Source organism: Variovorax sp. LjRoot175 (assembly GCF_964253805.1).
Lineage (GTDB): Bacteria > Pseudomonadota > Gammaproteobacteria > Burkholderiales > Burkholderiaceae_C > Variovorax.
On record NZ_CAXURY020000001.1, the window covers coordinates 789,193 to 812,542 of the forward strand.

The window sequence follows — 23,350 nt, forward strand, 5'->3', positions numbered from 1 at the left end:
CATGTCCGACATCCTCGAGAAGATCGTTGCCGTCAAGCGCGAAGAGGTCGCAGCAGCGCAGAAGAGAAGCTCGCTCGAAGCCGTGCGCTTCGATGCCGAAAGCCGCGTGCTCACGCGCGACTTCGTCGGCGCCCTGCGGGCCAAGATCGCGGCCGGCCAGGCGGCGGTGATCGCCGAGATCAAGAAAGCCAGCCCGAGCAAGGGCGTGCTGCGCGAAGAGTTCATCCCGGCCGATATCGCGCAGAGCTATGCCGAAGGCGACGGCAAGATCAGCGCGGCCTGCCTCTCGGTGCTGACCGACCGCCAGTTCTTCCAGGGCGGCGTCGACTACCTCAAGCAGGCGCGCGCCTCCTGCGATCTGCCGGTGCTGCGCAAGGATTTCATCGTCGATGCCTACCAGGTCTACGAATCGCGCGCGATGGGTGCCGACGCGATCCTGCTGATCGCGGCCTCCCTCGACGATACGCAGATGCGCGACTTTGAAGCGATCGCCATGGGGCTCGGCATGGCGGTACTGGTCGAGGTGCACGATGGCGCCGAGCTCGATCGTGCGCTGACGCTCAAGACGCCGTTGATCGGCGTCAACAACCGCAACCTGCGCACTTTCGAGGTGTCGGTGCAAACCACCATCGACCTGCTGCCCAAGGTGCCGGCCGGGCGCCTGCTGGTCACCGAATCGGGCATTTCGACGCGCGACGAGGTCGCGAAGCTGCGCGCGGCGGGGGTGCATGCCTTCCTGGTCGGCGAGGCTTTCATGCGCGCCGACGAACCGGGCGAGGCGCTCGCCGAACTCTTCCAATGAGCGCGTTGGCCAATCAGCTGGCGAGCTGCGATCCGGCCGATTGGCCCGTCGCGCCAGGCTGGCAGCCGCTGGTCGACGGCTTTTTCGGTGGGCCGGTCGGGCAGAAGCTGCTCGGCTTCCTGCGCGAGAGGCTGGACGCCGGTGCGGTGATCTTCCCGCCGCAGCCGCTGCGCGCGCTGGAGCTCACGCCGCCCGAGACGGTGCGCGTGGTGATCCTGGGCCAGGACCCGTACCACGGCCGCGGCCAAGCCGAGGGGCTGGCCTTCTCGGTGGCGCCGGGCGTTGCGCTGCCGCCTTCGCTGCGCAACATCTTCAAGGAGCTCGAACGCGATCTGGGCACCTCGCCGCCCAGGTTCCCGGATCCGGGCGGCAGCTTGGTCAAGTGGGCGACGCACGGCGTGCTGCTACTCAACACCTGCCTCACCGTGGAGGAGGCCCAGCCGGCCAGCCATGCGGGCCGCGGCTGGGAAGTGCTGACCGACGCGGTGATCCGCCACGTGGCAGAGGGCGAGCGCTCGGTCGTGTTCATGCTCTGGGGCTCGCACGCGCAGAGCAAGCGGGCGCTGATCGACACCCGTCGCCACAAGGTGCTGACCGCGAACCATCCCTCGCCGCTCTCGGCGCTGCGCCCGCCCGTGCCCTTCATCGGTTGCGGCCACTTCGGCCAGGCACGCGCCTGGCGTGAATCGCAGGGCCTTTGATTAGCCCGGGTAAAATGCGCGGCGCAACCTGCGGTGCAGCAACTTTTGGCGGGGGCTGTCATCGACCTGCCCTCCCAACCGTGCTATATTCCGAGGTTCGCCGGAGAGGTGGCCGAGTGGTTAATGGCAGCAGACTGTAAATCTGCCCTCTTACGAGTACGCTGGTTCGAATCCAGCCCTCTCCACCAGCGAAGAAAAGGACAAAGCAGAGCGAAAACTCGAAGCGTTGGCGCGCCGCGAATGCGGGAGTAGTTCAATGGTAGAACCCTAGCCTTCCAAGCTAATGACGCGGGTTCGATTCCCGTCTCCCGCTCCAGAAGTCCAGTTCGACGCAAGGCACAGTTTTTTTGAATTTCGCCCATTTGGCTCAGTGGTAGAGCACTCCCTTGGTAAGGGAGAGGTCGCGGGTCCGATTCCCGCAATGGGCACCAGGTTTTTGGGGTTGCAGTCTTCGGGTTGCAACCCCATATCAGTGTGTTGATCTAGTTATTTTTCGGAGTCGAGAAAATGGCAAAAGGAAAATTCACCCGCACGAAGCCGCACGTGAACGTGGGCACGATCGGTCACGTGGACCATGGCAAGACCACGCTGACGGCGGCGATTGCGACGGTGCTGTCGACGAAGTTCGGCGGCGAAGCCAAGGCCTACGACCAGATCGACGCGGCGCCTGAAGAAAAAGCGCGCGGCATCACCATCAACACCGCCCACGTCGAATACGAAACGGCCAACCGCCACTACGCCCACGTCGACTGCCCCGGCCACGCCGACTACGTCAAGAACATGATCACCGGTGCCGCCCAGATGGACGGCGCCATCCTCGTGTGCTCGGCCGCCGACGGCCCCATGCCCCAGACCCGCGAGCACATCCTGCTGGCCCGCCAGGTCGGTGTGGGCTACATCATCGTCTTCCTGAACAAGTGCGACATGGTGGACGACGCCGAGCTGCTGGAGCTCGTCGAAATGGAAGTGCGCGAGCTGCTGGACAAGTACGAATTCCCCGGCGACGACACCCCCATCATCCATGGCTCGGCCAAGCTCGCCCTGGAAGGCGACAAGGGCAAGCTGGGCGAGGAAGCCATCATGAAGCTGGCTGACGCGCTGGACACCTACATCCCCACGCCCGAGCGTGCGGTCGACGGCACCTTCCTGATGCCCGTGGAAGACGTGTTCTCCATCTCCGGTCGCGGCACGGTGGTGACCGGCGCTGTGGAGCGCGGCGTCATCAAGGTCGGCGAGGAAATCGAGATCGTGGGTATCCGCCCGACGGTGAAGACCACCTGCACCGGCGTGGAAATGTTCCGCAAGCTGCTGGACCAGGGCCAGGCCGGCGACAACGTCGGCGTGCTGCTGCGCGGCACCAAGCGCGAAGAAGTCGAGCGCGGCCAGGTGCTGTGCAAGCCCGGCTCGATCAAGCCGCACACGCACTTCACCGCCGAGGTGTATGTGCTGAGCAAGGACGAAGGCGGCCGTCACACGCCGTTCTTCAACAACTATCGCCCGCAGTTCTACTTCCGCACGACGGACGTGACCGGCGCGATCGAGCTGCCCAAGGACAAGGAAATGGTCATGCCCGGCGACAACGTCAGCATCACCGTGAAGCTGATCAACCCGATCGCCATGGAAGAAGGCCTGCGCTTCGCGATCCGCGAAGGCGGCCGCACCGTGGGCTCGGGCGTGGTGGCGAAGATCCTCGACGTATAAGGGATTGCACAGGGGTATAGCTCAATTGGCAGAGCGTCGGTCTCCAAAACCGAAGGTTGTAGGTTCGATTCCTACTGCCCCTGCCACCTGAGGGTGGTGCTCTCGAACAAATAAGCCCGTCATAGCCTGACGGAAAGGCAGAAAAAGCCCGTCATAGCCTGACGGGCTTCGGCGTCTCAAGAAGACGTATTGAATTGAAGGCCGAAAGGCCGCAGGAATAAAGCCGCAAGATGGCCACTTCTCAAATCGAAACCGTGAGTACGGGCGCAGACAAGGCCAAGCTGGCCGTGGCTGTCGTGCTAGCGGTGGGCGCCATCGTGGCGTTCTATCTGCTCTCGCGCCAAGGTGCGATCGTGCAGTGGGCCGCCCTGCTGGTGGGCCTTGCCGCCGCTGTCGGCGCGTTCGCGAGCTCGGAGAGCGGTCGTCAGCTGTGGGCTTTCGGCCGCGATTCGTGGCGCGAGGTCAAGAAGGTCGTGTGGCCTTCGCGCAAGGAAACGATCCAGATGACGGCCTACGTGTTTGGCTTCGTCGCGATCATGTCCGTCTTCCTTTGGCTCACCGACAAGACGCTCGAATGGGTGTTCTTCGACCTCATTCTGGGCTGGAGAAAATAATGACTGACGACGCTGTCGAAACCACGCCGGAAAGCACTTCCCTGCTGGCACCTCCCGCCAACCCCGATCTGCGCTGGTACGTGGTGCACGCGTACTCGGGCATGGAAAAGGCCGTGGAGCGCAACATCCTCGAGCGCATCAACCGCGCCGGCATGCAGAGCAAGTTCGGCCGCATCCTGGTGCCGACCGAAGAAGTGGTCGAGATCAAGAACGGCCAGAAGCGCACCACCGAGCGCCGCTTCTTCCCGGGCTACGTGCTGGTCGAGATGATCATGGACGACGAAAGCTGGCACCTGGTGAAGCACACCAACAAGGTGACGGGCTTCGTCGGCGGCGCGAAGAACCGGCCGGCCCCGATCTCGCAGAAAGAGGTCGAGGACATCGTCAGCCAGATGCAACAGGGCACCGAGAAGCCGCGACACAAGGTCGAGTTCGTCGTGGGCGAATTCGTGCGCGTTAAGGAAGGCCCGTTCACCGACTTCAACGGCACGGTCGAGGAAGTCAACTACGAGAAGAGCAAGGTGCGCGTGTCGGTCATGATTTTCGGCCGCGCGACGCCTGTCGAACTCGAGTTCAGCCAGGTGGAAAAGACCTGAAGACAGTTTCGGCCTGGCGCTTCCCGACTCGGCGCTGGGTTTTATTCGAAGAGTCGTCAACCCCGGGGAGCTGCGGCTGAACAAGCCAAGGCGTCATCACCCGTAAGGAGAAAAGCATGGCGAAAAAAATCGTCGGCTTCATCAAGCTGCAAGTGCCAGCTGGTAAAGCCAATCCGTCGCCGCCGATCGGTCCCGCACTGGGCCAGCGCGGTTTGAACATCATGGAATTCTGCAAGGCGTTCAACGCGCAGACCCAAGGCGTCGAGCCGGGCCTGCCGCTGCCGGTGGTCATCACCGCGTTCGCCGACAAGAGCTTCACCTTCATCATCAAGACGCCGCCGGCGATCACCTTGATCAAGAAGGCCATCAAGCTCGAGAAGGGTTCCGCCCGTCCGCATACCGACAAGGTCGGCAAGATCACGCGCGCCCAGCTCGAAGAGATCGCCAAGACCAAGATGAAGGACCTGACGGCAGCCGATCTGGACGCCGCGGTTCGCACCATCGCCGGCTCCGCCCGTTCGATGGGCGTGAATGTGGAGGGCGTGTAATGGCCAAGATCACCAAGAAGCAAAAAGCGCTCGTGGGCAAGGTCGACAGCAACAAGCTGTACCCGCTCGTCGACGCGATCGGCATCATCAAGGAAGCCGCCACCGCGAAGTTCGATGAGTCGATCGACGTGGCCGTGCAGCTCGGCATCGATGCCAAGAAGTCTGACCAGGTCGTGCGCGGCGCCGTCGTGCTGCCCAACGGCACCGGCAAGACCAAGCGCGTGGCGGTGTTCGCCCAGGGCGCAAAGGCTGAGGAAGCCAAGGCCGCCGGCGCCGACATCGTCGGCATGGACGACCTGGCTGCGATGGTGAAGGCTGGCGACATGCCCTTCGACGTCGTGATCGCTGCACCGGACGCGATGCGCGTGGTCGGTACGCTGGGTCAGATCCTCGGCCCGCGCGGCCTGATGCCGAACCCGAAGGTCGGCACCGTGACGCCCGACGTCGCGACCGCCGTCAAGAACGCCAAGGCCGGCCAGGTGCAGTTCCGCGTCGACAAGGCCGGCATCGTGCACGGCACCATCGGCCGTCGTTCGTTCGATACCGACAAGCTGCAGGGCAACCTGGCGGCGCTGATCGAGGCGCTTGTCAAGGCGAAGCCGGCCACCAGCAAGGGTGTGTACCTGCGCAAGGTGGCCGTGTCGTCGACGATGGGTGTGGGTGTCCGCGTGGACACGCAAACCATCGCCGCGCAAGGTTGAGTTTGTTGTGAAGGATTTGCCTCATCGCCGGTCAAACGGCGGCGAGGCGATGTGGTGGGTCGGGGCGGCGTTCAAGCGCTTCCCCGGGCCATCCAAGACCGCTGGTGTGCAGGGCAACCCGCACTTAATCGCCAGCGCAGATGGCGATCCCGCTGCAGAGGAACCTGGTTCCGAAAACAGTTGGTCGCTGCATGAAGCGCGTCTCGAGGCTCTGGCCGAGGGGCGCATTGAAAAGGAGTAGACCTTGAGTCTGAATCGCAGTGAGAAAGAAGCGGTCATCAGTGATGTGACCAGCCTCGCCGCAAAAGCTCAAACGCTCGTGATGGCGGAGTACCGTGGCATCACGGTCGCCGACATGACCAAACTGCGCAACGATGCGCGCAGCAAGGCTGTGACCCTGAGTGTTCTCAAGAACACGCTGGCACGCCGCGCTGTCGCAGGTAGCTCGTTTGAGATCGTGTCCGACCAGATGACCGGTCCGCTGATCTATGGCTTCTCCGAAGACGCCGTGGCTGCCGCGAAAGTGGTGGCCGATTTCGCGAAGACCAACGACAAGCTGGTGATTCGCGGCGGTGCTTTCGGGGGCAAGGCCCTGGACGTCGAGGGCGTGAAGCAACTGGCCAACATCCCTTCGAAGGAAGTGCTGTTGTCGCAGCTGCTGGGCTTGATGCAATCCCCGATCTCGCGCACGGCCCGTGTTCTGGCCGCGCTCGCCGAGAAGCGTGGTGGTGGCGAAGCACAGGCGGAAGCTCCCGCCGCAGAAGGAGTCGCTGCCTAAGCGCGCGACTTTTCACCCAACTTATTTAGGAATCAAAAATGGCATTCGATAAAGACGCATTTCTGACCGCGCTCGACAGCATGACGGTCCTGGAACTCAACGACCTGGTGAAAGCCATCGAAGAGAAGTTCGGCGTGAGCGCCGCAGCAATGGCCGCTCCTGCCGGCGCCGGCGGTGGCGCTGCTGCAGCCGTCGTCGAAGAGAAGACCGAGTTCAACGTCGTTCTGCTCGACGCAGGCGCGAACAAGGTGTCGGCGATCAAGGCCGTGCGCGAAATCACCGGCCTGGGCCTCAAGGAAGCCAAGGACCTGGTGGAAGCCGCTCCCAAGGCCGTCAAGGAAGGCCTGCCGAAGGCAGACGCCGAAGCCGCCAAGAAGAAGCTGGAAGACGCCGGCGCCAAGGTGGAACTGAAGTAATTCGGTTCTCCCGGAGGGCTGGAGTGTGCCGAAAGGCCCTCCAGCCTTTGCCGCTTTCAGAGCGCACCCAAAAGCCGGCTTGGCGCCGGCTTTCCCGGAGACCTTCAGGTCGACGGAAAAGCCAAACCGAGACGATTTTTGAGTGTCTTCTGACCCCGACTGCAGAAGACCCCTTGGTTCGGGTGATGTGCAACGCATCACCGTCCGCCAGGGCTGGTAGTGGCCAGCCACCAAGGAGAGTGGTGCTCAAGCACCCGACCAAGTCGCTGAAGATCTCAAGCTCCGGAGCTCTCATGGCCCAAACGTCCACGTACAGTTACACCGAACGCAAGCGCATCCGAAAGAATTTCGGCAATCGCGACAGCGTCGTCGAAATCCCCTACCTGCTGCAGATGCAGAAAGACGCGTACACCGCGTTCCTGCAGGCCGGCATTGCACCCCAGAAGCGCACCGTGGAAGGCCTGCAGGCTGCATTCGACGCTGCCTTCCCGATCGTCTCGCACAACGGTTTCGTCGAGATGAAGTTCCTCGAGTACAACCTCGCGAAGCCTGCCTTCGACGTGCGCGAGTGCCAGACCCGCGGGCTGACTTTCGCCTCGGCCGTGCGCGCCAAGGTGCAACTGATCATCTATGACCGCGAATCGTCGACCTCGCAGTCGAAGGTGGTCAAGGAAGTGAAGGAGCAAGAGGTCTACATGGGCGAAGTGCCGCTCATGACCGACAAGGGCTCCTTCATCATCAACGGCACCGAGCGCGTCATCGTGTCGCAGCTGCACCGTTCGCCCGGCGTGTTCTTCGAGCACGACAAGGGCAAGACGCACAGCTCCGGCAAGCTCCTGTTCTCGGCCCGCGTGATTCCCTATCGCGGTTCGTGGCTGGACTTCGAGTTCGACCCGAAGGACATGCTGTACTTCCGCGTCGACCGCCGCCGCAAGATGCCGGTCACGATCCTGCTGAAGGCCATTGGCCTGAACCCGGAATCGATCCTCGCGAACTTCTTCGTGAACGACAACTTCCGTCTGATGGACAGCGGCGCGCAGATGGAGTTCGTCTCCGAGCGCCTGCGCGGTGAAGTCGCGCGTTTCGACATCACCGACAAGTCCGGCAAGGTCGTGGTCGCCAAGGACAAGCGCGTCACCGCGCGCCACACGCGCGAACTCGAGCAGACGGGCACCACGCACATCAGTGTGCCGGAAGACTTCCTGGTCGGCCGCGTGATCGCGCGCAACATCGTCGACGCCGACTCCGGCGAGATCCTGGCCAAAGCCAACGACGAGCTGACCGAAGCGCTCCTGAAGAAGCTGCGCGCCGCCGGCGTGCAGGACGTGCAGGCCATCTACACCAACGAACTCGACCAGGGCGCGTACATCTCGCAGACCCTGCGCATCGACGAGACGGTGGACGAGTTCGCCGCCCGCGTGGCGATCTACCGCATGATGCGCCCTGGCGAGCCGCCGACGGAAGACGCGGTGCAGGCCCTGTTCCAGCGTCTGTTCTACAACCCCGACACCTACGACCTGTCGCGCGTCGGCCGCATGAAGTTCAACGCCAAGGTCGGCCGCGACGAGTCGACCGGCCCGATGGTGCTGACCAACGAGGACATCCTCGCCGTGGTCAAGATCCTGGTGGACCTGCGCAACGGCCGCGGCGAAGTGGACGACATCGACCACCTCGGCAACCGCCGCGTGCGCTGCGTCGGCGAACTGGCCGAGAACCAGTACCGCACCGGCCTCGCCCGCATCGAGAAGGCCGTGAAGGAACGTCTGGGCCAGGCCGAGCAAGAGCCGCTCATGCCGCACGACCTGATCAACAGCAAGCCGATCTCCGCCGCGCTGAAGGAATTCTTCGGCGCCTCGCAGCTGTCGCAGTTCATGGACCAGACCAACCCGCTGTCCGAGATCACGCACAAGCGCCGCGTCTCGGCCCTCGGCCCGGGCGGCCTGACGCGCGAACGCGCCGGCTTCGAAGTGCGCGACGTGCACGTCACGCATTACGGCCGCGTGTGCCCGATCGAAACGCCTGAAGGTCCGAACATCGGCCTGATCAATTCGCTGGCGCTCTACGCGCGCTTGAACGAATACGGCTTCATCGAGACGCCGTACCGCCGCGTGATCGACGGCAAGGTCACGAACGAGATCGACTACCTGTCGGCCATCGAAGAAGGCAAGTATGTGATCGCGCAGGCCAACGCCGCGCTCGACAAGGACGGCCGCCTCACGGGCGACCTGGTGTCGGCGCGCGAAACCGGCGAATCGATCCTGGTCAGCGCCGAGCGCGTGCAGTACATGGACGTGTCGCCGGCGCAGATCGTGTCGGTGGCCGCGTCGCTGGTGCCCTTCCTCGAGCACGACGATGCGAACCGCGCGCTCATGGGCGCCAACATGCAGCGCCAGGCCGTGCCGGTGCTGCGTCCCGAAAAGGCCTTCGTCGGTACCGGCATCGAGCGCGTCTCCGCGGTCGACTCGGGCACCGTGGTCACGGCCACCCGCGGCGGCATCGTCGACTATGTCGACGCCACCCGCATCGTGGTGCGCGTGAACGATGCCGAAGCGGCGGCCGGTGAAGTCGGTGTCGACATCTACAACCTGATCAAGTATCAGCGTTCGAACCAGAACACCAACATCCACCAGCGTCCGATCGTCAAGCGCGGCGACAAGATCGCCAAGGGCGACGTGGTGGCCGACGGCGCATCCACCGACCTCGGCGAGCTGGCCCTGGGCCAGAACATGCTGGTCGCGTTCATGCCCTGGAACGGCTACAACTTCGAAGACTCGATCCTGATCAGCGAACGCGTGGTGGCCGAAGACCGCTACACCTCGATCCACATCGAGGAACTGGTGGTGATGGCCCGCGACACCAAGCTCGGTGCCGAGGAAATCACGCGCGACATCCCGAACCTGGCCGAGCAGCAGCTCAACCGCCTGGACGAGTCGGGGATCATCTACGTCGGCGCCGAAGTGCAGCCGGGCGACACGCTGGTCGGCAAGGTCACGCCCAAGGGCGAAACCACGCTGACGCCTGAAGAGAAGCTGCTGCGCGCGATCTTCGGCGAGAAGGCTTCCGACGTGAAGGACACTTCGCTGCGCGTCGACCAGGGCTCGCAAGGCACCGTGATCGACGTCCAGGTGTTCACCCGCGAAGGCATCACGCGCGACAAGCGCGCCCAGCAGATCATCGACGACGAGCTCAAGCGTTTCCGCCTCGACCTGAACGACCAGCTTCGCATCGTCGAAGCCGACGCCTTCGACCGGATCGAGAAGCTGCTGGTCGGCAAGGCCGCCAACGGCGGCCCGAACAAGCTGGCCAAGGGCACCAAGCTGGACAAGGCCTACCTCTCGTCGATCGAGAAGTTCCACTGGTTCGACATCCGCCCGGCGGACGACGACGTGGCGTCGCAGCTCGAGTCGATCAAGAACTCGCTCGAGCAGACGCGCCACAGCTTCGACCTCGCCTTCGAAGAAAAGCGCAAGAAGCTCACGCAGGGCGACGAGCTGCCCGCGGGCGTGCTCAAGATGGTCAAGGTCTACCTGGCCGTCAAGCGCCGCCTGCAGCCCGGCGACAAGATGGCCGGCCGCCACGGCAACAAGGGTGTGGTGTCGAAGATCGTTCCGGTCGAAGACATGCCTCACATGGCCGACGGCACGCCGTGCGACATCTGCCTGAACCCGCTGGGCGTGCCTTCGCGGATGAACGTGGGCCAGGTGCTCGAAGTGCATCTGGGCTGGGCCGGCAAGGGCATCGGCCAGCGCATCGGCGACATGCTGCAGGCCGAGGCCAAGGTGGCCGAGCTGCGCAAGTTCATGGACCAGCTCTACAACGGCTCGGGCCGCAAGGAAGACCTCAGCAAGCTGAGCGATGCCGACGTGCTCGAGATGGCCGGAAACCTGTCGACCGGCGTGCCCTTCGCGACCCCCGTGTTCGACGGCGCTTCGGAAGAAGAGATCCGCGGCATGCTCAAGCTGGCTTATCCGGAAGAGATCGCCAAGGCCAAGGGCCTGACCGACACCCGCACGCAGGCCTACCTGTTCGACGGCCGCACCGGCGACCAGTTCGAGCGTCCGGTCACGGTCGGCTACATGCACGTGCTCAAGCTGCACCACCTGGTGGACGACAAGATGCACGCCCGCTCGACCGGCCCGTACAGCCTGGTCACCCAGCAGCCGCTGGGCGGCAAGGCACAGTTCGGCGGCCAGCGTTTCGGCGAAATGGAAGTGTGGGCGCTCGAAGCCTACGGCGCCGCCTACGTGCTGCAGGAAATGCTGACGGTGAAGTCCGACGACGTGCAGGGTCGTACCAAGGTCTACGAGAGCATCGTCAAGGGCGAACACTCGATCGAAGCCGGCATGCCGGAATCGTTCAATGTGCTGGTCAAGGAAATTCGTTCCTTGGGCCTCGACATTGAACTGGAACGTTCTTAATTGAGAGGGAAAGAGTCAAATGAAATCGCTACTCGACCTGTTCAAGCAATTCACGCCCGATGAGCATTTCGATGCCATCCGCATCGGCATGGCTTCGCCCGAGAAGATCCGTTCGTGGTCCTTCGGCGAGGTGAAGAAGCCAGAGACCATCAACTACCGGACCTTCAAGCCCGAGCGCGACGGCCTGTTCTGCGCCAAGATCTTCGGGCCAATCAAGGACTACGAGTGCCTGTGCGGCAAGTACAAGCGCCTGAAGCACCGCGGCGTGATCTGCGAGAAGTGCGGCGTTGAAGTCACTCAGACCAAGGTGCGCCGCGAGCGCATGGGTCACATCGACCTGGCCGCGCCCTGCGCCCACATCTGGTTCCTGAAGTCGCTGCCCTCGCGCCTGGGCCTCGTGCTCGACATGACGCTGCGCGACATCGAGCGCGTGCTGTACTTCGAAGCCTACGTGATCACCGACCCCGGCATGACCCCGCTGAAGAAGTTCGGCATCATGTCCGAGGACGACTACGACGCGAAGCGCAAGGAATACGGCGACGAGTTCATCGCCAAGATGGGCGCCGAAGGCATCAAGGACCTGCTGATGGGCATCGAGCTCGACAGCGAGATCGAGAAGCTGCGCGGCGACCTGACCGGCTCCGAAGTCAAGGTCAAGAAGAACTCCAAGCGCCTCAAGGTGCTGGAAGCCTTCCGCAAGTCGGGCATCAAGCCCGAGTGGATGGTGCTCGACGTGCTGCCCGTGCTGCCGCCGGACTTGCGTCCGCTGGTGCCGCTGGACGGCGGCCGCTTCGCGACCTCCGACCTGAACGACCTCTATCGTCGCGTCATCAACCGCAATTCCCGCCTGCGCCGCCTGCTCGAGCTGAAGGCGCCGGAGATCATCGCGCGCAACGAAAAGCGGATGCTGCAGGAAGCCGTCGACAGCCTGCTGGACAACGGCCGCCGCGGCAAGGCCATGACGGGCGCCAACAAGCGCGCGCTCAAGTCGCTGGCCGACATGATCAAGGGCAAGAGCGGTCGCTTCCGCCAGAACCTGCTGGGCAAGCGCGTCGACTACTCGGGCCGTTCGGTCATCGTGGTCGGCCCGACGCTCAAGCTGCACCAGTGCGGCCTGCCGAAGCTGATGGCGCTCGAGCTCTTCAAGCCCTTCATCTTCTCGCGCCTCGAAGCCATGGGCATCGCCACCACCATCAAGGCGGCGAAGAAGGAAGTCGAATCCGGCACGCCGGTGGTGTGGGACATCCTGGAAGAGGTGATCAAGGAGCACCCGGTGATGCTCAACCGCGCACCGACCCTGCACCGCCTCGGCATCCAGGCCTTCGAGCCGATCCTGATCGAAGGCAAGGCGATCCAGCTGCACCCGCTGGTTTGTGCGGCCTTCAACGCCGACTTCGACGGCGACCAGATGGCCGTCCACGTGCCGCTGTCGGTGGAAGCGCAGATGGAAGCCCGCACGCTGATGCTGGCCTCCAACAACGTGCTGTTCCCGGCCAGCGGCGAGCCCTCGATCGTGCCGTCGCAGGACGTGGTGCTGGGCCTCTACTACACGACCCGCGAGCGCATCAACGGCAAGGGCGAGGGCCTGATCTTCTCCGACATCGGTGAAGTGCAGCGCGCGCTCGACGCCAACGTGGTCGAGCTCACCGCCAAGGTCAGCGTGCGCATCACCGAGTACACGAAGGACAAGGAATCGGGCGAGTTCACGCCCAAGACCGAACTCGTCGATACGACCGTGGGCCGCGCGCTGCTGTCCGAGATCCTGCCCAAGGGCCTGCCGTTCTCGAACATCAACAAGGCGCTGAAGAAGAAGGAAATCTCCAAGCTCATCAACGTCTCGTTCCGCAAGTGCGGCCTGAAGGAGACCGTGGTCTTCGCCGACAAGCTGCTGCAGAACGGCTTCCGCCTGGCGACCAAGGCCGGCATCTCGATCGCCATCGACGACATGCTGGTGCCGGCCGAGAAGCACGGCATCATCGAGCGCTCGGCCAAGGAAGTGAAGGAGATCGAGCAGCAGTACGTCTCGGGCCTGGTGACTTCCGGCGAACGCTACAACAAGGTGGTGGACATCTGGGGCAAGGCCGGCGACGAGGTGTCGAAGGTCATGATGGCCAAGCTCTCGAAAGAGAAGGTCACCGACCGCCACGGCAAGGAAGTGGAGCAGGAGTCCTTCAACTCCATCTACATGATGGCCGACTCGGGCGCCCGCGGTTCCGCCGCGCAGATCCGCCAGGTCGCCGGCATGCGGGGCCTGATGGCCAAGCCCGACGGCTCCATCATCGAGACGCCGATCACCGCGAACTTCCGCGAAGGCCTGAACGTGCTGGAGTACTTCATCTCCACCCACGGTGCCCGAAAGGGTCTGGCCGACACCGCGCTGAAGACCGCGAACTCCGGCTACCTGACGCGCCGACTGGTCGACGTGACCCAGGACCTGGTCGTGATCGAGCAGGATTGCGGCACGCACGAAGGCGCAGCGATGCGCGCGATCGTCGAAGGCGGTGAAGTCATCGAGTCGCTGCGCGAGCGCATCCTCGGCCGTACTGCGGCCGAAGACGTGCTGCATCCCGAAACGCGTGCCGTGCTGGCCAAGGCCGGCGACATGCTCGACGAGGACGTGATCGAGGTGCTCGAAGCCGAAGGCGTCGACGAAGTCAAGGTGCGCACGGCACTCACCTGCGCGACCCGCTTCGGCATCTGCGCCAAGTGCTACGGCCGCGACCTCGGCCGCGGCGGCCTGGTCAACAACGGCGAGGCGGTCGGCGTGATCGCGGCCCAGTCGATCGGCGAACCCGGCACGCAGCTCACGATGCGCACCTTCCACATCGGTGGTGCGGCTTCGCGTGCGGCGGTGGCTTCGAGCGTCGAGGCCAAGTCCAACGGCGTGATCGGCTTCAACGCCACGATGCGCTACGTGACCAACAGCAAGAACGAGCTGGTCGTGATCGCGCGTTCGGGCGAGATCGTCATCCATGACGAGCACGGCCGCGAGCGCGAACGCCACAAGGTGCCGTACGGCGCCACGCTGGCGGTCAAGGCCGACCAGCAGGTCAAGGCCGGCCAGGTGCTGGCCAACTGGGATCCGCTGACGCGCCCGATCATCACGGAGTTCGCCGGCAAGACCAAGTTCGAGAACGTCGAGGAAGGCCTCACGGTCGCGAAGCAGGTCGACGAGGTCACGGGCCTGTCGACGCTGGTGGTGATCGATCCGAAGCGCCGCGGCGCGGCCAAGGTCGTGCGCCCGCAGGTGAAGCTGGTCGACGCCACGGGCAACGAGGTCAAGATCCCCGGCACCGACCACTCGGTGACCATCGGCTTCCCGATCGGTTCGCTGGTGCAGATCCGCGACGGCCAGGACGTGGGCCCCGGCGAGGTGCTGGCGCGCATTCCGGTCGAAGGCCAGAAGACCCGCGACATCACCGGCGGTCTGCCGCGCGTGGCCGAGCTGTTCGAGGCGCGTTCGCCGAAGGACAAGGGCATGCTGGCCGAGATGACCGGTACCGTGTCGTTCGGCAAGGAGACCAAGGGCAAGATCCGCCTGCAGATCACCGACCCCGAAGGCAAGGTCTGGGAAGACCTGGTGCCGAAGGAGAAGAACATCCTGGTGCACGAAGGCCAGGTGGTGAACAAGGGCGAAAGCGTGGTCGACGGCCCGGCGGATCCGCAGGACATCCTGCGCCTGCTGGGTTCCGAAGAACTCGCGCGCTACATCGTGGACGAAGTGCAGGACGTGTACCGCTTGCAGGGCGTGAAGATCAACGACAAGCACATTGAGGTGATCGTTCGCCAGATGCTGCGCCGCGTCGTGGTCGAGAACCCGGGCGACACGAACTACATCGCCGGCGAACAGGTCGAACGCAGCGAAATGCTCAACACCAACGACGCCCTGCGCGCCGCTGACAAGCTGCCCGCCACGTTCACCAACCTGCTGCTCGGTATCACGAAGGCATCGCTCTCGACCGACAGCTTCATCAGCGCCGCATCGTTCCAGGAAACGACGCGCGTGCTGACCGAAGCCGCGATCATGGGCAAGCGCGACGAGCTGCGCGGCTTGAAGGAAAACGTCATCGTCGGCCGCCTGATTCCCGCGGGCACCGGCATGGCGTATCACCAGGCACGCAAGGTCAAGGACGCGATGGACGAGGCCGAGCGCCGCGCGATCGCCGAGGCGGAAGCCGCCGACCTGGCCGCCAGCCCTTCGACCGACGATGCGACCACCACGGTCGACGCCAGCGAAGGCGCCGCGACCGAATAAATAACTGGTTAGCATCACCGGCATGACCGGTACCCATCGCCCCCCTTCCGCCCGCGGATGGGGGGCTTTTTCATGAGCGACATGCCCGATTCGCTGCCGTATTGGATCTTCGGCGCGGTGGCGCTGTTCTGGTTCGTCGGCGCCTACAACCGCATCGTGCGCCTGCGTTCGGCGGCGCTGCAGGCCTATGCGGCGCTCGACGCGGCGCTGGTGCGGCAGCTCGATTTTGTGCAGGCGCGCGTGGCCGAAGCGGCGCCTGCGCCTGCGCCGGCAGTGCCCAAGGGCGCGACGGCCGACGCCTCGCTGCAGGCGGCCGCCAGCCAGCTGGTGACCCTGCTTGCCGCCACGCGCCTCAAGCCGCTCGATCCGGCCGGCATCGGCGCGCTGGCCACCGCCTTGCATGTCATGCTCGGCGCCTGGCAGCGGCTGCATCCCGATGCGGTGGTCAGTTTCGAGGCCGACGGTACCCTGTCGCGACCCGCGCCGCTCGCGGCCAGGGAAGACGCGGCCACCGGCTCGGCGCCGATCGCCTGGCCCGAGCCCTCGGCTGCGGCCGAAATCGCCCGCAACCAGTTCAACCTGGCCGTGACGCAGTACAACGCGGCCATCGCCCAGTTCCCGGCGCTGCTGGTGGCGTGGATCATGCAGCTGCGACCGGCAGCGCCCTTGCGCTGATCCTGCGTTCTTTTCTCATCGACACCAAGTTGGCAGACCTTCCAGACCCCATCCGCGCTCCGTCGCCCGTTTCGCCGCCGTTGTGGCGCCAGTTGCAGCTCACCGCCGTCGCGCTCGCCTCGATCCGCAGCGGCGTCTCGGGCTCGGTGGCCTTCGAGGCCGTCGATCCGGCCTTGCGGCCGGGCGTCCAGGCGCTGGGCTTCCAGGTGCTGCGCTGGCTCGGCCGGGCCGAGGCCCTGCGACGCCAGCTGGCCAAGCGCACGCCGCCGCCGGCGGCCGATGCCTTGCTCTGCACCGCGCTCGCGCTGGCCTGGGATGCCGCGCTGTCGCCCTACGAGCCGTTCACGCTGGTCGATCAGGCGGTCGAGGCCGCCAAGCGCAACCCCGGCACGCGGGCCCAGGCCAGCTTCATCAATGCCTGCCTGCGCCGCTTTCTGCGCGAACGCGATGAGCTGGTTGCGGCCACCGAGCGCGAGCCGGTCGCGCAATGGAACCATCCGCGCTGGTGGATCGAGCGCCTGCGGCGCGACCATCCGCGCGACTGGCAACGCGTGCTGGCGGCCGACAACACCCAGGGGCCGATGACGCTGCGCGTCAACACGCGCAAGACCGATGTGGCCGCCTACCGGCGCGCCCTGGAAGCCGTGAACCTGCAGGCCGTTCCCGTGGCGGCCAGCGGCCTGCAGTTGCTGGGCGCGCGGCCGGTCCAGGCGCTGCCGGGCTTTGCCGAGGGCGAATGCTCGGTGCAGGATGCGGCGGCCCAGCTGGCCGCGCCCCTTCTGCTCGAAGGACTGCAAGGCGCCGCGCCGCTGCGGGTGCTCGACGCCTGTGCGGCGCCGGGCGGCAAGACCGCCCACCTGCTCGAAGTGGCGGGACCGGATGCGATCGAGCTCACGGCGCTCGAAATCGATGCCGGGCGCAGCCGGCGCATCGACGAGACGCTGGCCAGGCTCGGCCTGGCTGCCAAGGTCCTCGTCGCCGATGCCGCGCGGCCGAAGCAGTGGTGGGACGGCCAAGCCTTCGACGCCATCCTGCTCGACGCGCCTTGTACCGCCTCGGGCATCGTGCGGCGCCATCCCGACGTGCGCTGGCTGCGGCGCGAGAGCGATACCGAGCAGCTGGCGCTCCAGCAGGCGATGCTGCTGGCCGCCCTGTGGCCCCTGGTCCGGTCGGGCGGACGTTTGTTGTACTGCACCTGTTCGGTCTTCCGCGAAGAGGGGACGCACCAGATCGATGCGTTCCTTGCACACAACACCGACGCCCGTTTGCTGCCCTCGCCGGGGCATTTGCTGCCGCAAAGCGGGGGGATTGCCCGTGGCGTCCCGGACAATGCCTTGGGTGACCACGACGGATTTTTCTACGCCTTGCTCGAAAAGCAGCCGCGCTGAACGGCGGGGTTCGGTCTGGCTCGCCGCGCTGGCGGTCCTCGCCCTCCTTCTGGCGTGGATGCCGGCCCTGGCGCAGTCGCGCAGCGCCACGGTCAGCCAGCTCCGGCTCGAGCAGGCCGACGACGGTGTCTACCTCAGCGCCCAGGTGCAGTTCGAACTGCCCGGACTGGTCGAGGAGGTGCTCGACAAGGGGATCGCGATCTATTTCGTGGCCGACGCCGAGCTCTACCGGGAGCGCTGGTACTGGACCGACCTCAAGGTGGCGCAGGCCACGCGCCACATGCGGCTCGCCTACCAGCCGCTCACGCGCCGCTGGCGGCTCAATGTCTCTCCGGTGCCGATCACGAACGCGGGCTTCGGCGTTTCGCTGAACCAGAATTTCGACACCCTCGAGGATGCGCTCGAAGGCGTGCGGCGCGTGGGCCGGCTGCGGCTGGGCGACATCGCCGAGATCGGTGACGATCACGTGCATCCCGTGAGCTTCCGCTTCCGGCTCGACACCTCGCAGCTGCCGCGGCCCTTCCAGATCGGCGTGGTCGGCCAGGCCGACTGGAACATCTCGGCCGAGCGCAGCGCACGCCTGCCGCTGGAGAAGGCCAAGTGAGTACTGATCCACGCGGCGGCGCAGCAGGGGCGCCGCCACCGCGCCGCCGTTCCCGCGCCATGCGCTGGGCGATCGGGGTCGGCGCCTTCCTGGTCACGGCCATCGGCCTGGTGCTGATGTTCCTGCTCGCGCAGTCCACCAACAACCGTGCCTTCTACGAGGAGAACTACGCGCGTCTGTTCGGCATCAACGTGGTGGTCGCGGTGGTGCTGCTGCTGGTGCTCGGATGGGTCGCGTTCCGGCTGCTGCGGCGCCTGCGCCAGGGCAAGTTCGGCAGCCGCCTCTTGATCAAGCTGGCCGCCATCTTCGCGCTCGTGGGCGTGGTGCCCGGCGCGCTGGTGTACCTCGTCTCCTACCAGTTCGTTGCGCGCTCGATCGAGAGCTGGTTCGACGTCAAGGTCGAAGGCGCGCTCGACGCCGGCCTGAACCTGGGCCGCGCCACACTGGACTCGCTGTCCGACGACCTGGTGAGCAAGGTGCGCAGCGCGAGCAACCAGCTGGCCGAAGTGCCCGACGCGAGAGCGGGCCTGGTGCTCGAACGCATCCGCGACCAGCTCGGCGCGACCGACGTGGTGCTCTGGACCGGCAACGGCCAACTGGTGGCCGGCGCAGGCGCTTCCCGCTTCCAGCTCAATCCCGAACGGCCCACGCCGCAGCAGTTCCGTCAGGTGCGCGCCGACCGCGCGATCGCGCACATCGAAGGCCTCGACGAGACGCCCGCGCCCGGCGCCGCGCCGCCGCCGCCCGCCAGCGTGCGGGCGCTCGCGCTGGTGCAAAGGCCGGGCTTCGAATTCAACACCGAGCCGCGCTTCCTGCAGGTCACGCAGCCGCTGCCGCCGGCGGTGGTGGCCAACGCGCTGGCCGTGCAGGAAGCCAACCGCGAGTACCAGGAAAGAGCGCTGGCGCGCGAAGGGCTGCGCCGCATGTACATCGGCACGCTCACGCTGACGCTGTTCCTCGCCGTGTTCGGCGCGGTGCTGCTCGCGGTGCTGTTCGGCAACCAGCTCGCCCGCCCGCTCCTGGTGCTGGCCGAGGGCGTGCGGCAGGTGGCCGGTGGCGATCTGCGCCCCACCGCGGTACTGCAGGGCAAGGACGAGCTGGGTGGCCTCACGCGCTCCTTCGCCGTCATGACGCAGCAGCTGGCCGATGCGCGCGGCGCGGTCGAAAAGACCATGGGCGAGCTCGATGCGGCGCGCGCCAACCTGCAGACCATCCTCGACAACCTGACCTCGGGCGTGATCGTGCTCGATCCCCAGGGCACCATCCTGTCGACCAACCCGGGCGCCACGCGCGTGCTGCGCGCGCCGCTCGCGGCCTACGAAGGCCAGTTGCTGGCCGACGTGCCCGCCCTCGCCGAGTTCGGGCACAGCGTGCAGCAGCAGTTCGACGAGTTCCAGGTCGAGCGCCTGCAGCACGGTCTCGACCACTGGCAGCATGCCTTCGAGCTGCATGCGAGCGGGGAGGGCATGTCGCAGGACGCCATCAACATCGTCGCGCGCGGCGCGGAGCTGCCGGGCGATGCCAGGCTCTTGGTGTTCGACGACATCTCCGAGATCGTGTCGGCCCAGCGTGCCCAGGCCTGGGGCGAGGTGGCGCGGCGCCTGGCGCACGAGATCAAGAACCCGCTGACGCCGATCCAGCTCTCGGCCGAGCGCCTCGAAATGAAGCTCACCGGCAAGGTCCCGCCGGCCGAGGAAGCGGTGCTCGCCAAGTCGGTCAAGACCATCGTCGACCAGGTGGACGCGATGAAGCGCCTGGTCAACGAATTCCGCGACTATGCGCGCCTGCCCGCGGCCGACCTGAAGCCGGTGGACCTCAATGCGCTGGTGGCCGACGTGTTGCAGCTCTATGGCGGGGAGAACGCGCCCATCGCGCTGCGCTCCGAACTGGACGAGCGCTGCCCGCCGATCCGCGGCGATGCGCAGCAGATCCGGCAGGTCGTTCACAACCTGTTGCAAAACGCGCAGGACGCGGCCGAGGCTGCCGCCAGCGGCAGCGAGCGGGCCGGCGAGGTCGTCATCCGCACGCGGCTCGGCGACTCGGGCCAGCGCGTGCGCCTCACGGTGCAGGACAACGGGCCGGGTTTCGCCGAGAACATCCTCAAGCGGGCCTTCGAGCCCTACGTCACGACCAAGACCAAGGGCACCGGGCTCGGCCTCGCGGTGGTCAAGAAAATCGCCGATGAGCACGGCGCCCGCATCGAACTTTCGAATCGCATCGTTGATGGGGCTGTGGCTGGCGCACAAGTCTCGTTATCATTCGCGCTGGCAGGCGAGGCGCAGGGAGCGCTCGCACACACCGAAGATTCGAGGTCGCCGTCCGCCTGAGCGCTCCTGCAGTGCGCGCGGGCCGGCAAGCGAGCCCTCTCTATCTACACAGGCGCACAACACAAGCATTCATGGCAAACATCCTCGTGGTCGACGACGAGCTGGGCATTCGGGACCTGCTCTTCGAAATTCTCAATGACGAAGGCCACAACGTGGAACTCGCCGAGAACGCGGCCGAAGCGCGCGCAGCACGGCAGCGCGCGCGCCCGGACCTGGTCCTGCTCGACATCTGGATGCCCGACACCGACGGCGTCACGCTGCTCAAGGAATGGTCAACCGCCGGTCTGCTGAGCATGCCGGTCGTCATGATGAGCGGGCACGCCACCATCGACACCGCGGTCGACGCCACGCGCATCGGCGCCTTTGCCTTCCTCGAAAAACCCATCACCTTGCAGAAGCTGCTGAAAGCGGTCGAGCAGGGACTTGCGCGCGAAAGCGCACGCCGCGCCGCGGCGAGCGTGGTGCCGGCCGCCGCCAACAATCTCTCCGCGGTGGTCACCACGATCGGCGAGAACGCGCTGGTTCCTTCGGCGCCGCAAATATCTGCGGTCGACACCGGCCCGCAATCCACGCAGAGCTTCGACCTCGACCGTCCGCTGCGCGACGCGCGCGACGGATTCGAGAAAGCGTACTTCGAATTCCATCTCGCGATGGAGAACGGCTCGATGACGCGCGTGGCCGAGAAGACGGGCCTCGAACGCACCCACCTCTACCGCAAGCTCAAGCAACTTGGCGTCGACCTGTCGAGAGGCCGCCGAGGCACTGTATAATTGCGGGCTGCACACCAAGGCTCGGTAGCTCAGTTGAGTCACACAAGACCAACTGATCAGCCGCAAGTCGAGGCGTACATGGCCCGGTAGCTCAGTTGGTAGAGCAGCGGATTGAAAATCCGCGTGTCGGTGGTTCGATTCCGCCCCAGGCCACCAGCTATCTAAGCCCTTGATTCTTAACTGAATCAGGGGCTTTTTAACGTCTGGCGCTTCGCTGTCCGCTTGGTTTGGTACACCAAGCAGGTACCCCGTGGCACTTCCACTTCATAGAATCGCCGGCGCATCCACTTCACGCCGGCGATCTTTCATGGCCCAACCGTTTCGGTCCAAGACCGGGATCTATCAGCTTAGGCGCAAGGTGCCGGCTGAGCTGCGACAGGCTCTTGGGTACGAGTACAAGAGGTCGCTCGGCACCCGCGATCCGGCCGAAGCCAAGGCTCGGTTTGCCGAGGAATGGGCTCGCTCAGAAGCTGCATTTGCACTCGCTCGCGCTCAAGCCAGAGGCGCGGATGTACTGACCGAGCGAGACATGCAGCAGTTGGCCGCTCGCTGGTTCCGGTCTGAACTCAAGCAACTTGAGGCAACCGGAGATTTCGCTTCTTGGCTCGCCGAAGGGACTGCGTGGACCGTCGAGCAGGGCAGCAACGGTCAAGAGCATGTCGAACTGACGACGCTGCGCCAAGCGCTTGATGAAGATCCCGAGTGGGATCTCTCGGGGAAGATCCGCGAGTCCGTCAAGCGCGCGCTTGCTGCCGGCGGCATTCCTGTGCCCACCGACCGGGCGAAAGCAAGTCGCCTGGAGGCAGTGTTCAAGGAACATTGGCTCAAGCTCTCCGACCTTGCCCAAGAGCGCCATAGCGGCAACTGGACCGCACAGCCCACCGTACTCGAAGATGAGCCGCTGAGCGTCGAGACGAAAGCCCCTTCGTCGCGTCCGCCCAAGCTGCTTGAGCTGTTCGAGTCCTACGCAGCGGAGAAGGTCCTCAACGACGGCGACACGCGCGCGGTTCGCAAGACCATCGGTGCCTACAGGGCGACAGTTGAGCAGTTCAACGGATTGTTCGGTGAAGTCGCTGCAAGGGAGATCGGGCGCGATATGGTTCGCGATTACCGCAGCGCCTTGTCCCAGCTACCCGCGAGCGGTGACGGTATTCGGGGGCTATCCGCGAAACAGTTGATCGCCAAGGCCGAGTCGGAAGGGCTCCCGAGAGTGAGCCCGCAGACGGTGAGGAACAAGCTGCGCGCGCTGTCTGCCGTTTTGAGTCACGGCGTGCGTATGGGGCATCTCTCCGAAAATCCAGTCACTGCAAGCGGCATCGCCAAGGCAGCGGCGAAGGCGGCTGGCAAGGGCGCGGCAGCGAAGAGAAAGCGCAAGGACTACTCCAAGAAAGAGCTGAAGCTCATCTTCAGCAGCCCGATCTTCAGCGACAGAGGTTGGTCGCCGCCGCGTGCTGACTTTGGCAAAGCTTGGTTTTGGATGCCATTGCTGATGTACTACACGGGCGCCCGGCGAGAGGAGCTTGCGCAGCTGGCCGTCCGGGACGTGAAGACCGGTGGAGAGGGCGAGTTGATCCCCTATCTGAGCATCCTTGAGGCTGCGGACGAGGACGAGGGGCGAGGCGTCAAGACCGAGGGGAGTCGGCGGCAAATTCCGTTGCATCCCGATCTGATCGAGCGCGGTTTCACGCTGTATGTGGCAAGCCTTCCCGCGGAGGGGCAAGTGTTCCCGATGCTGAAGCCGAATCCGGCGGGCTTCTTCGGCGCAAACTTTGGCAAGCGATGGGCGAGCTACCTTCGCGACGAGATCAAGCTGCACAGTTCGGCGAGTCCTTCGCACGGGTTTCGACATACGTTCAAGACGCTGTGCCGCGAGGTCGGCATACCTGAAGATGTTCACGACGCGATTACCGGGCATGCAGGCTCAGGTGCGGTCGCGAGGGACTATGGGAGCATGCCTCTGCGGCGCATGGCGGAGGAGATCCGTAGGTATCCCTCGATAGCTTCCGTCATTGCGGAAGCTTGAGGCGCGCACCTTTCGCGGCGGGCCAGTCGCCGG

At 65.2% G+C, this 23,350-nt stretch carries 18 protein-coding genes and 5 tRNA genes; all 23 read left to right on the forward strand.

Features of this window, described 5'->3' with window-relative positions:
- Position 1: 1 nt before the first annotated feature.
- Entirely contained in the window at positions 2–802 is an 801-nt protein-coding gene (gene trpC, locus ACSQ89_RS03985) for an indole-3-glycerol phosphate synthase TrpC (protein WP_436295934.1), read from the forward strand.
- Positions 799–1,503, forward strand: coding sequence for a uracil-DNA glycosylase (locus ACSQ89_RS03990; RefSeq protein WP_436295935.1), 705 nt, complete (start codon positions 799–801; stop codon positions 1,501–1,503). The genes trpC and ACSQ89_RS03990 overlap by 4 nt, the downstream gene beginning before the upstream one ends.
- Before the next feature lie 102 nt (positions 1,504–1,605).
- Positions 1,606–1,691, forward strand: a tRNA-Tyr gene (locus ACSQ89_RS03995).
- 54 nt (positions 1,692–1,745) lie between these two features.
- Positions 1,746–1,819, forward strand: a tRNA-Gly gene (locus tag ACSQ89_RS04000).
- A gap of 40 nt (positions 1,820–1,859) precedes the next feature.
- Positions 1,860–1,934: transfer RNA gene (locus ACSQ89_RS04005), tRNA-Thr, on the forward strand.
- 76 nt (positions 1,935–2,010) lie between these two features.
- Positions 2,011–3,204, forward strand: a complete 1,194-nt coding sequence (gene tuf, locus ACSQ89_RS04010) for an elongation factor Tu (RefSeq protein ID WP_436296086.1) — start codon at positions 2,011–2,013, stop codon at positions 3,202–3,204.
- Positions 3,205–3,214: 10 nt separating this feature from the next.
- Positions 3,215–3,290 (forward strand) — tRNA-Trp (locus ACSQ89_RS04015).
- A 144-nt stretch (positions 3,291–3,434) separates the two neighbouring features.
- Entirely contained in the window at positions 3,435–3,818 is a 384-nt protein-coding gene (gene secE / locus ACSQ89_RS04020) for a preprotein translocase subunit SecE (RefSeq protein WP_436295417.1), read from the forward strand.
- A complete protein-coding gene (gene nusG, locus ACSQ89_RS04025) occupies positions 3,818–4,414 on the forward strand; it encodes a transcription termination/antitermination protein NusG (RefSeq protein WP_093111291.1) in 597 nt (198 codons plus the stop codon). Before secE ends, nusG begins: the two co-directional genes overlap by 1 nt.
- A 116-nt stretch (positions 4,415–4,530) precedes the next feature.
- On the forward strand, positions 4,531–4,962 hold the full coding sequence (gene rplK / locus ACSQ89_RS04030) for a 50S ribosomal protein L11 (protein WP_028252759.1): 432 nt from the start codon (positions 4,531–4,533) through the stop codon (positions 4,960–4,962).
- Positions 4,962–5,663, forward strand: coding sequence for a 50S ribosomal protein L1 (gene rplA, locus ACSQ89_RS04035; protein WP_093111293.1), 702 nt, complete (start codon positions 4,962–4,964; stop codon positions 5,661–5,663). Before rplK ends, rplA begins: the two co-directional genes overlap by 1 nt.
- Before the next feature lie 7 nt (positions 5,664–5,670).
- On the forward strand, positions 5,671–5,904 hold the full coding sequence (locus tag ACSQ89_RS04040; protein WP_139191792.1) for a hypothetical protein: 234 nt from the start codon (positions 5,671–5,673) through the stop codon (positions 5,902–5,904).
- A gap of 3 nt (positions 5,905–5,907) precedes the next feature.
- Entirely contained in the window at positions 5,908–6,441 is a 534-nt protein-coding gene (gene rplJ / locus ACSQ89_RS04045) for a 50S ribosomal protein L10 (RefSeq protein ID WP_093111295.1), read from the forward strand.
- A 38-nt stretch (positions 6,442–6,479) separates the two neighbouring features.
- Positions 6,480–6,857, forward strand: coding sequence for a 50S ribosomal protein L7/L12 (gene rplL, locus ACSQ89_RS04050; protein ID WP_093111297.1), 378 nt, complete (start codon positions 6,480–6,482; stop codon positions 6,855–6,857).
- A gap of 293 nt (positions 6,858–7,150) precedes the next feature.
- Complete coding sequence (gene rpoB, locus ACSQ89_RS04055) at positions 7,151–11,275, forward strand: DNA-directed RNA polymerase subunit beta (protein WP_093111391.1); 4,125 nt, start codon at positions 7,151–7,153, stop codon at positions 11,273–11,275.
- A gap of 19 nt (positions 11,276–11,294) precedes the next feature.
- Complete coding sequence (rpoC, locus tag ACSQ89_RS04060) at positions 11,295–15,530, forward strand: DNA-directed RNA polymerase subunit beta' (RefSeq protein WP_436295418.1); 4,236 nt, start codon at positions 11,295–11,297, stop codon at positions 15,528–15,530.
- Between the two features lie 72 nt (positions 15,531–15,602).
- Positions 15,603–16,205 (forward strand): lema family protein, encoded by a 603-nt coding sequence (locus ACSQ89_RS04065; protein WP_436295419.1) that lies wholly within the window; start codon positions 15,603–15,605, stop codon positions 16,203–16,205.
- Positions 16,206–16,234: 29 nt separating this feature from the next.
- Complete coding sequence (gene rsmB / locus ACSQ89_RS04070; RefSeq protein ID WP_244504094.1) at positions 16,235–17,593, forward strand: 16S rRNA (cytosine(967)-C(5))-methyltransferase RsmB; 1,359 nt, start codon at positions 16,235–16,237, stop codon at positions 17,591–17,593.
- A gap of 58 nt (positions 17,594–17,651) precedes the next feature.
- A complete protein-coding gene (locus ACSQ89_RS04075; protein WP_436295420.1) occupies positions 17,652–18,197 on the forward strand; it encodes a DUF4390 domain-containing protein in 546 nt (181 codons plus the stop codon).
- Positions 18,198–18,256: 59 nt separating this feature from the next.
- On the forward strand, positions 18,257–20,524 hold the full coding sequence (locus ACSQ89_RS04080) for an ATP-binding protein (protein WP_436295446.1): 2,268 nt from the start codon (positions 18,257–18,259) through the stop codon (positions 20,522–20,524).
- Between the two features lie 71 nt (positions 20,525–20,595).
- Positions 20,596–21,294 carry a response regulator gene (locus tag ACSQ89_RS04085; protein ID WP_093111303.1) on the forward strand — a complete coding sequence of 233 codons (699 nt, stop codon included), beginning with the start codon at positions 20,596–20,598 and terminating at the stop codon, positions 21,292–21,294.
- An 80-nt stretch (positions 21,295–21,374) separates the two neighbouring features.
- Positions 21,375–21,450: transfer RNA gene (locus ACSQ89_RS04090), tRNA-Phe, on the forward strand.
- 151 nt (positions 21,451–21,601) lie between these two features.
- A complete protein-coding gene (locus ACSQ89_RS04095) occupies positions 21,602–23,317 on the forward strand; it encodes a DUF6538 domain-containing protein (RefSeq protein WP_436296087.1) in 1,716 nt (571 codons plus the stop codon).
- Positions 23,318–23,350 lie beyond the last annotated feature (33 nt).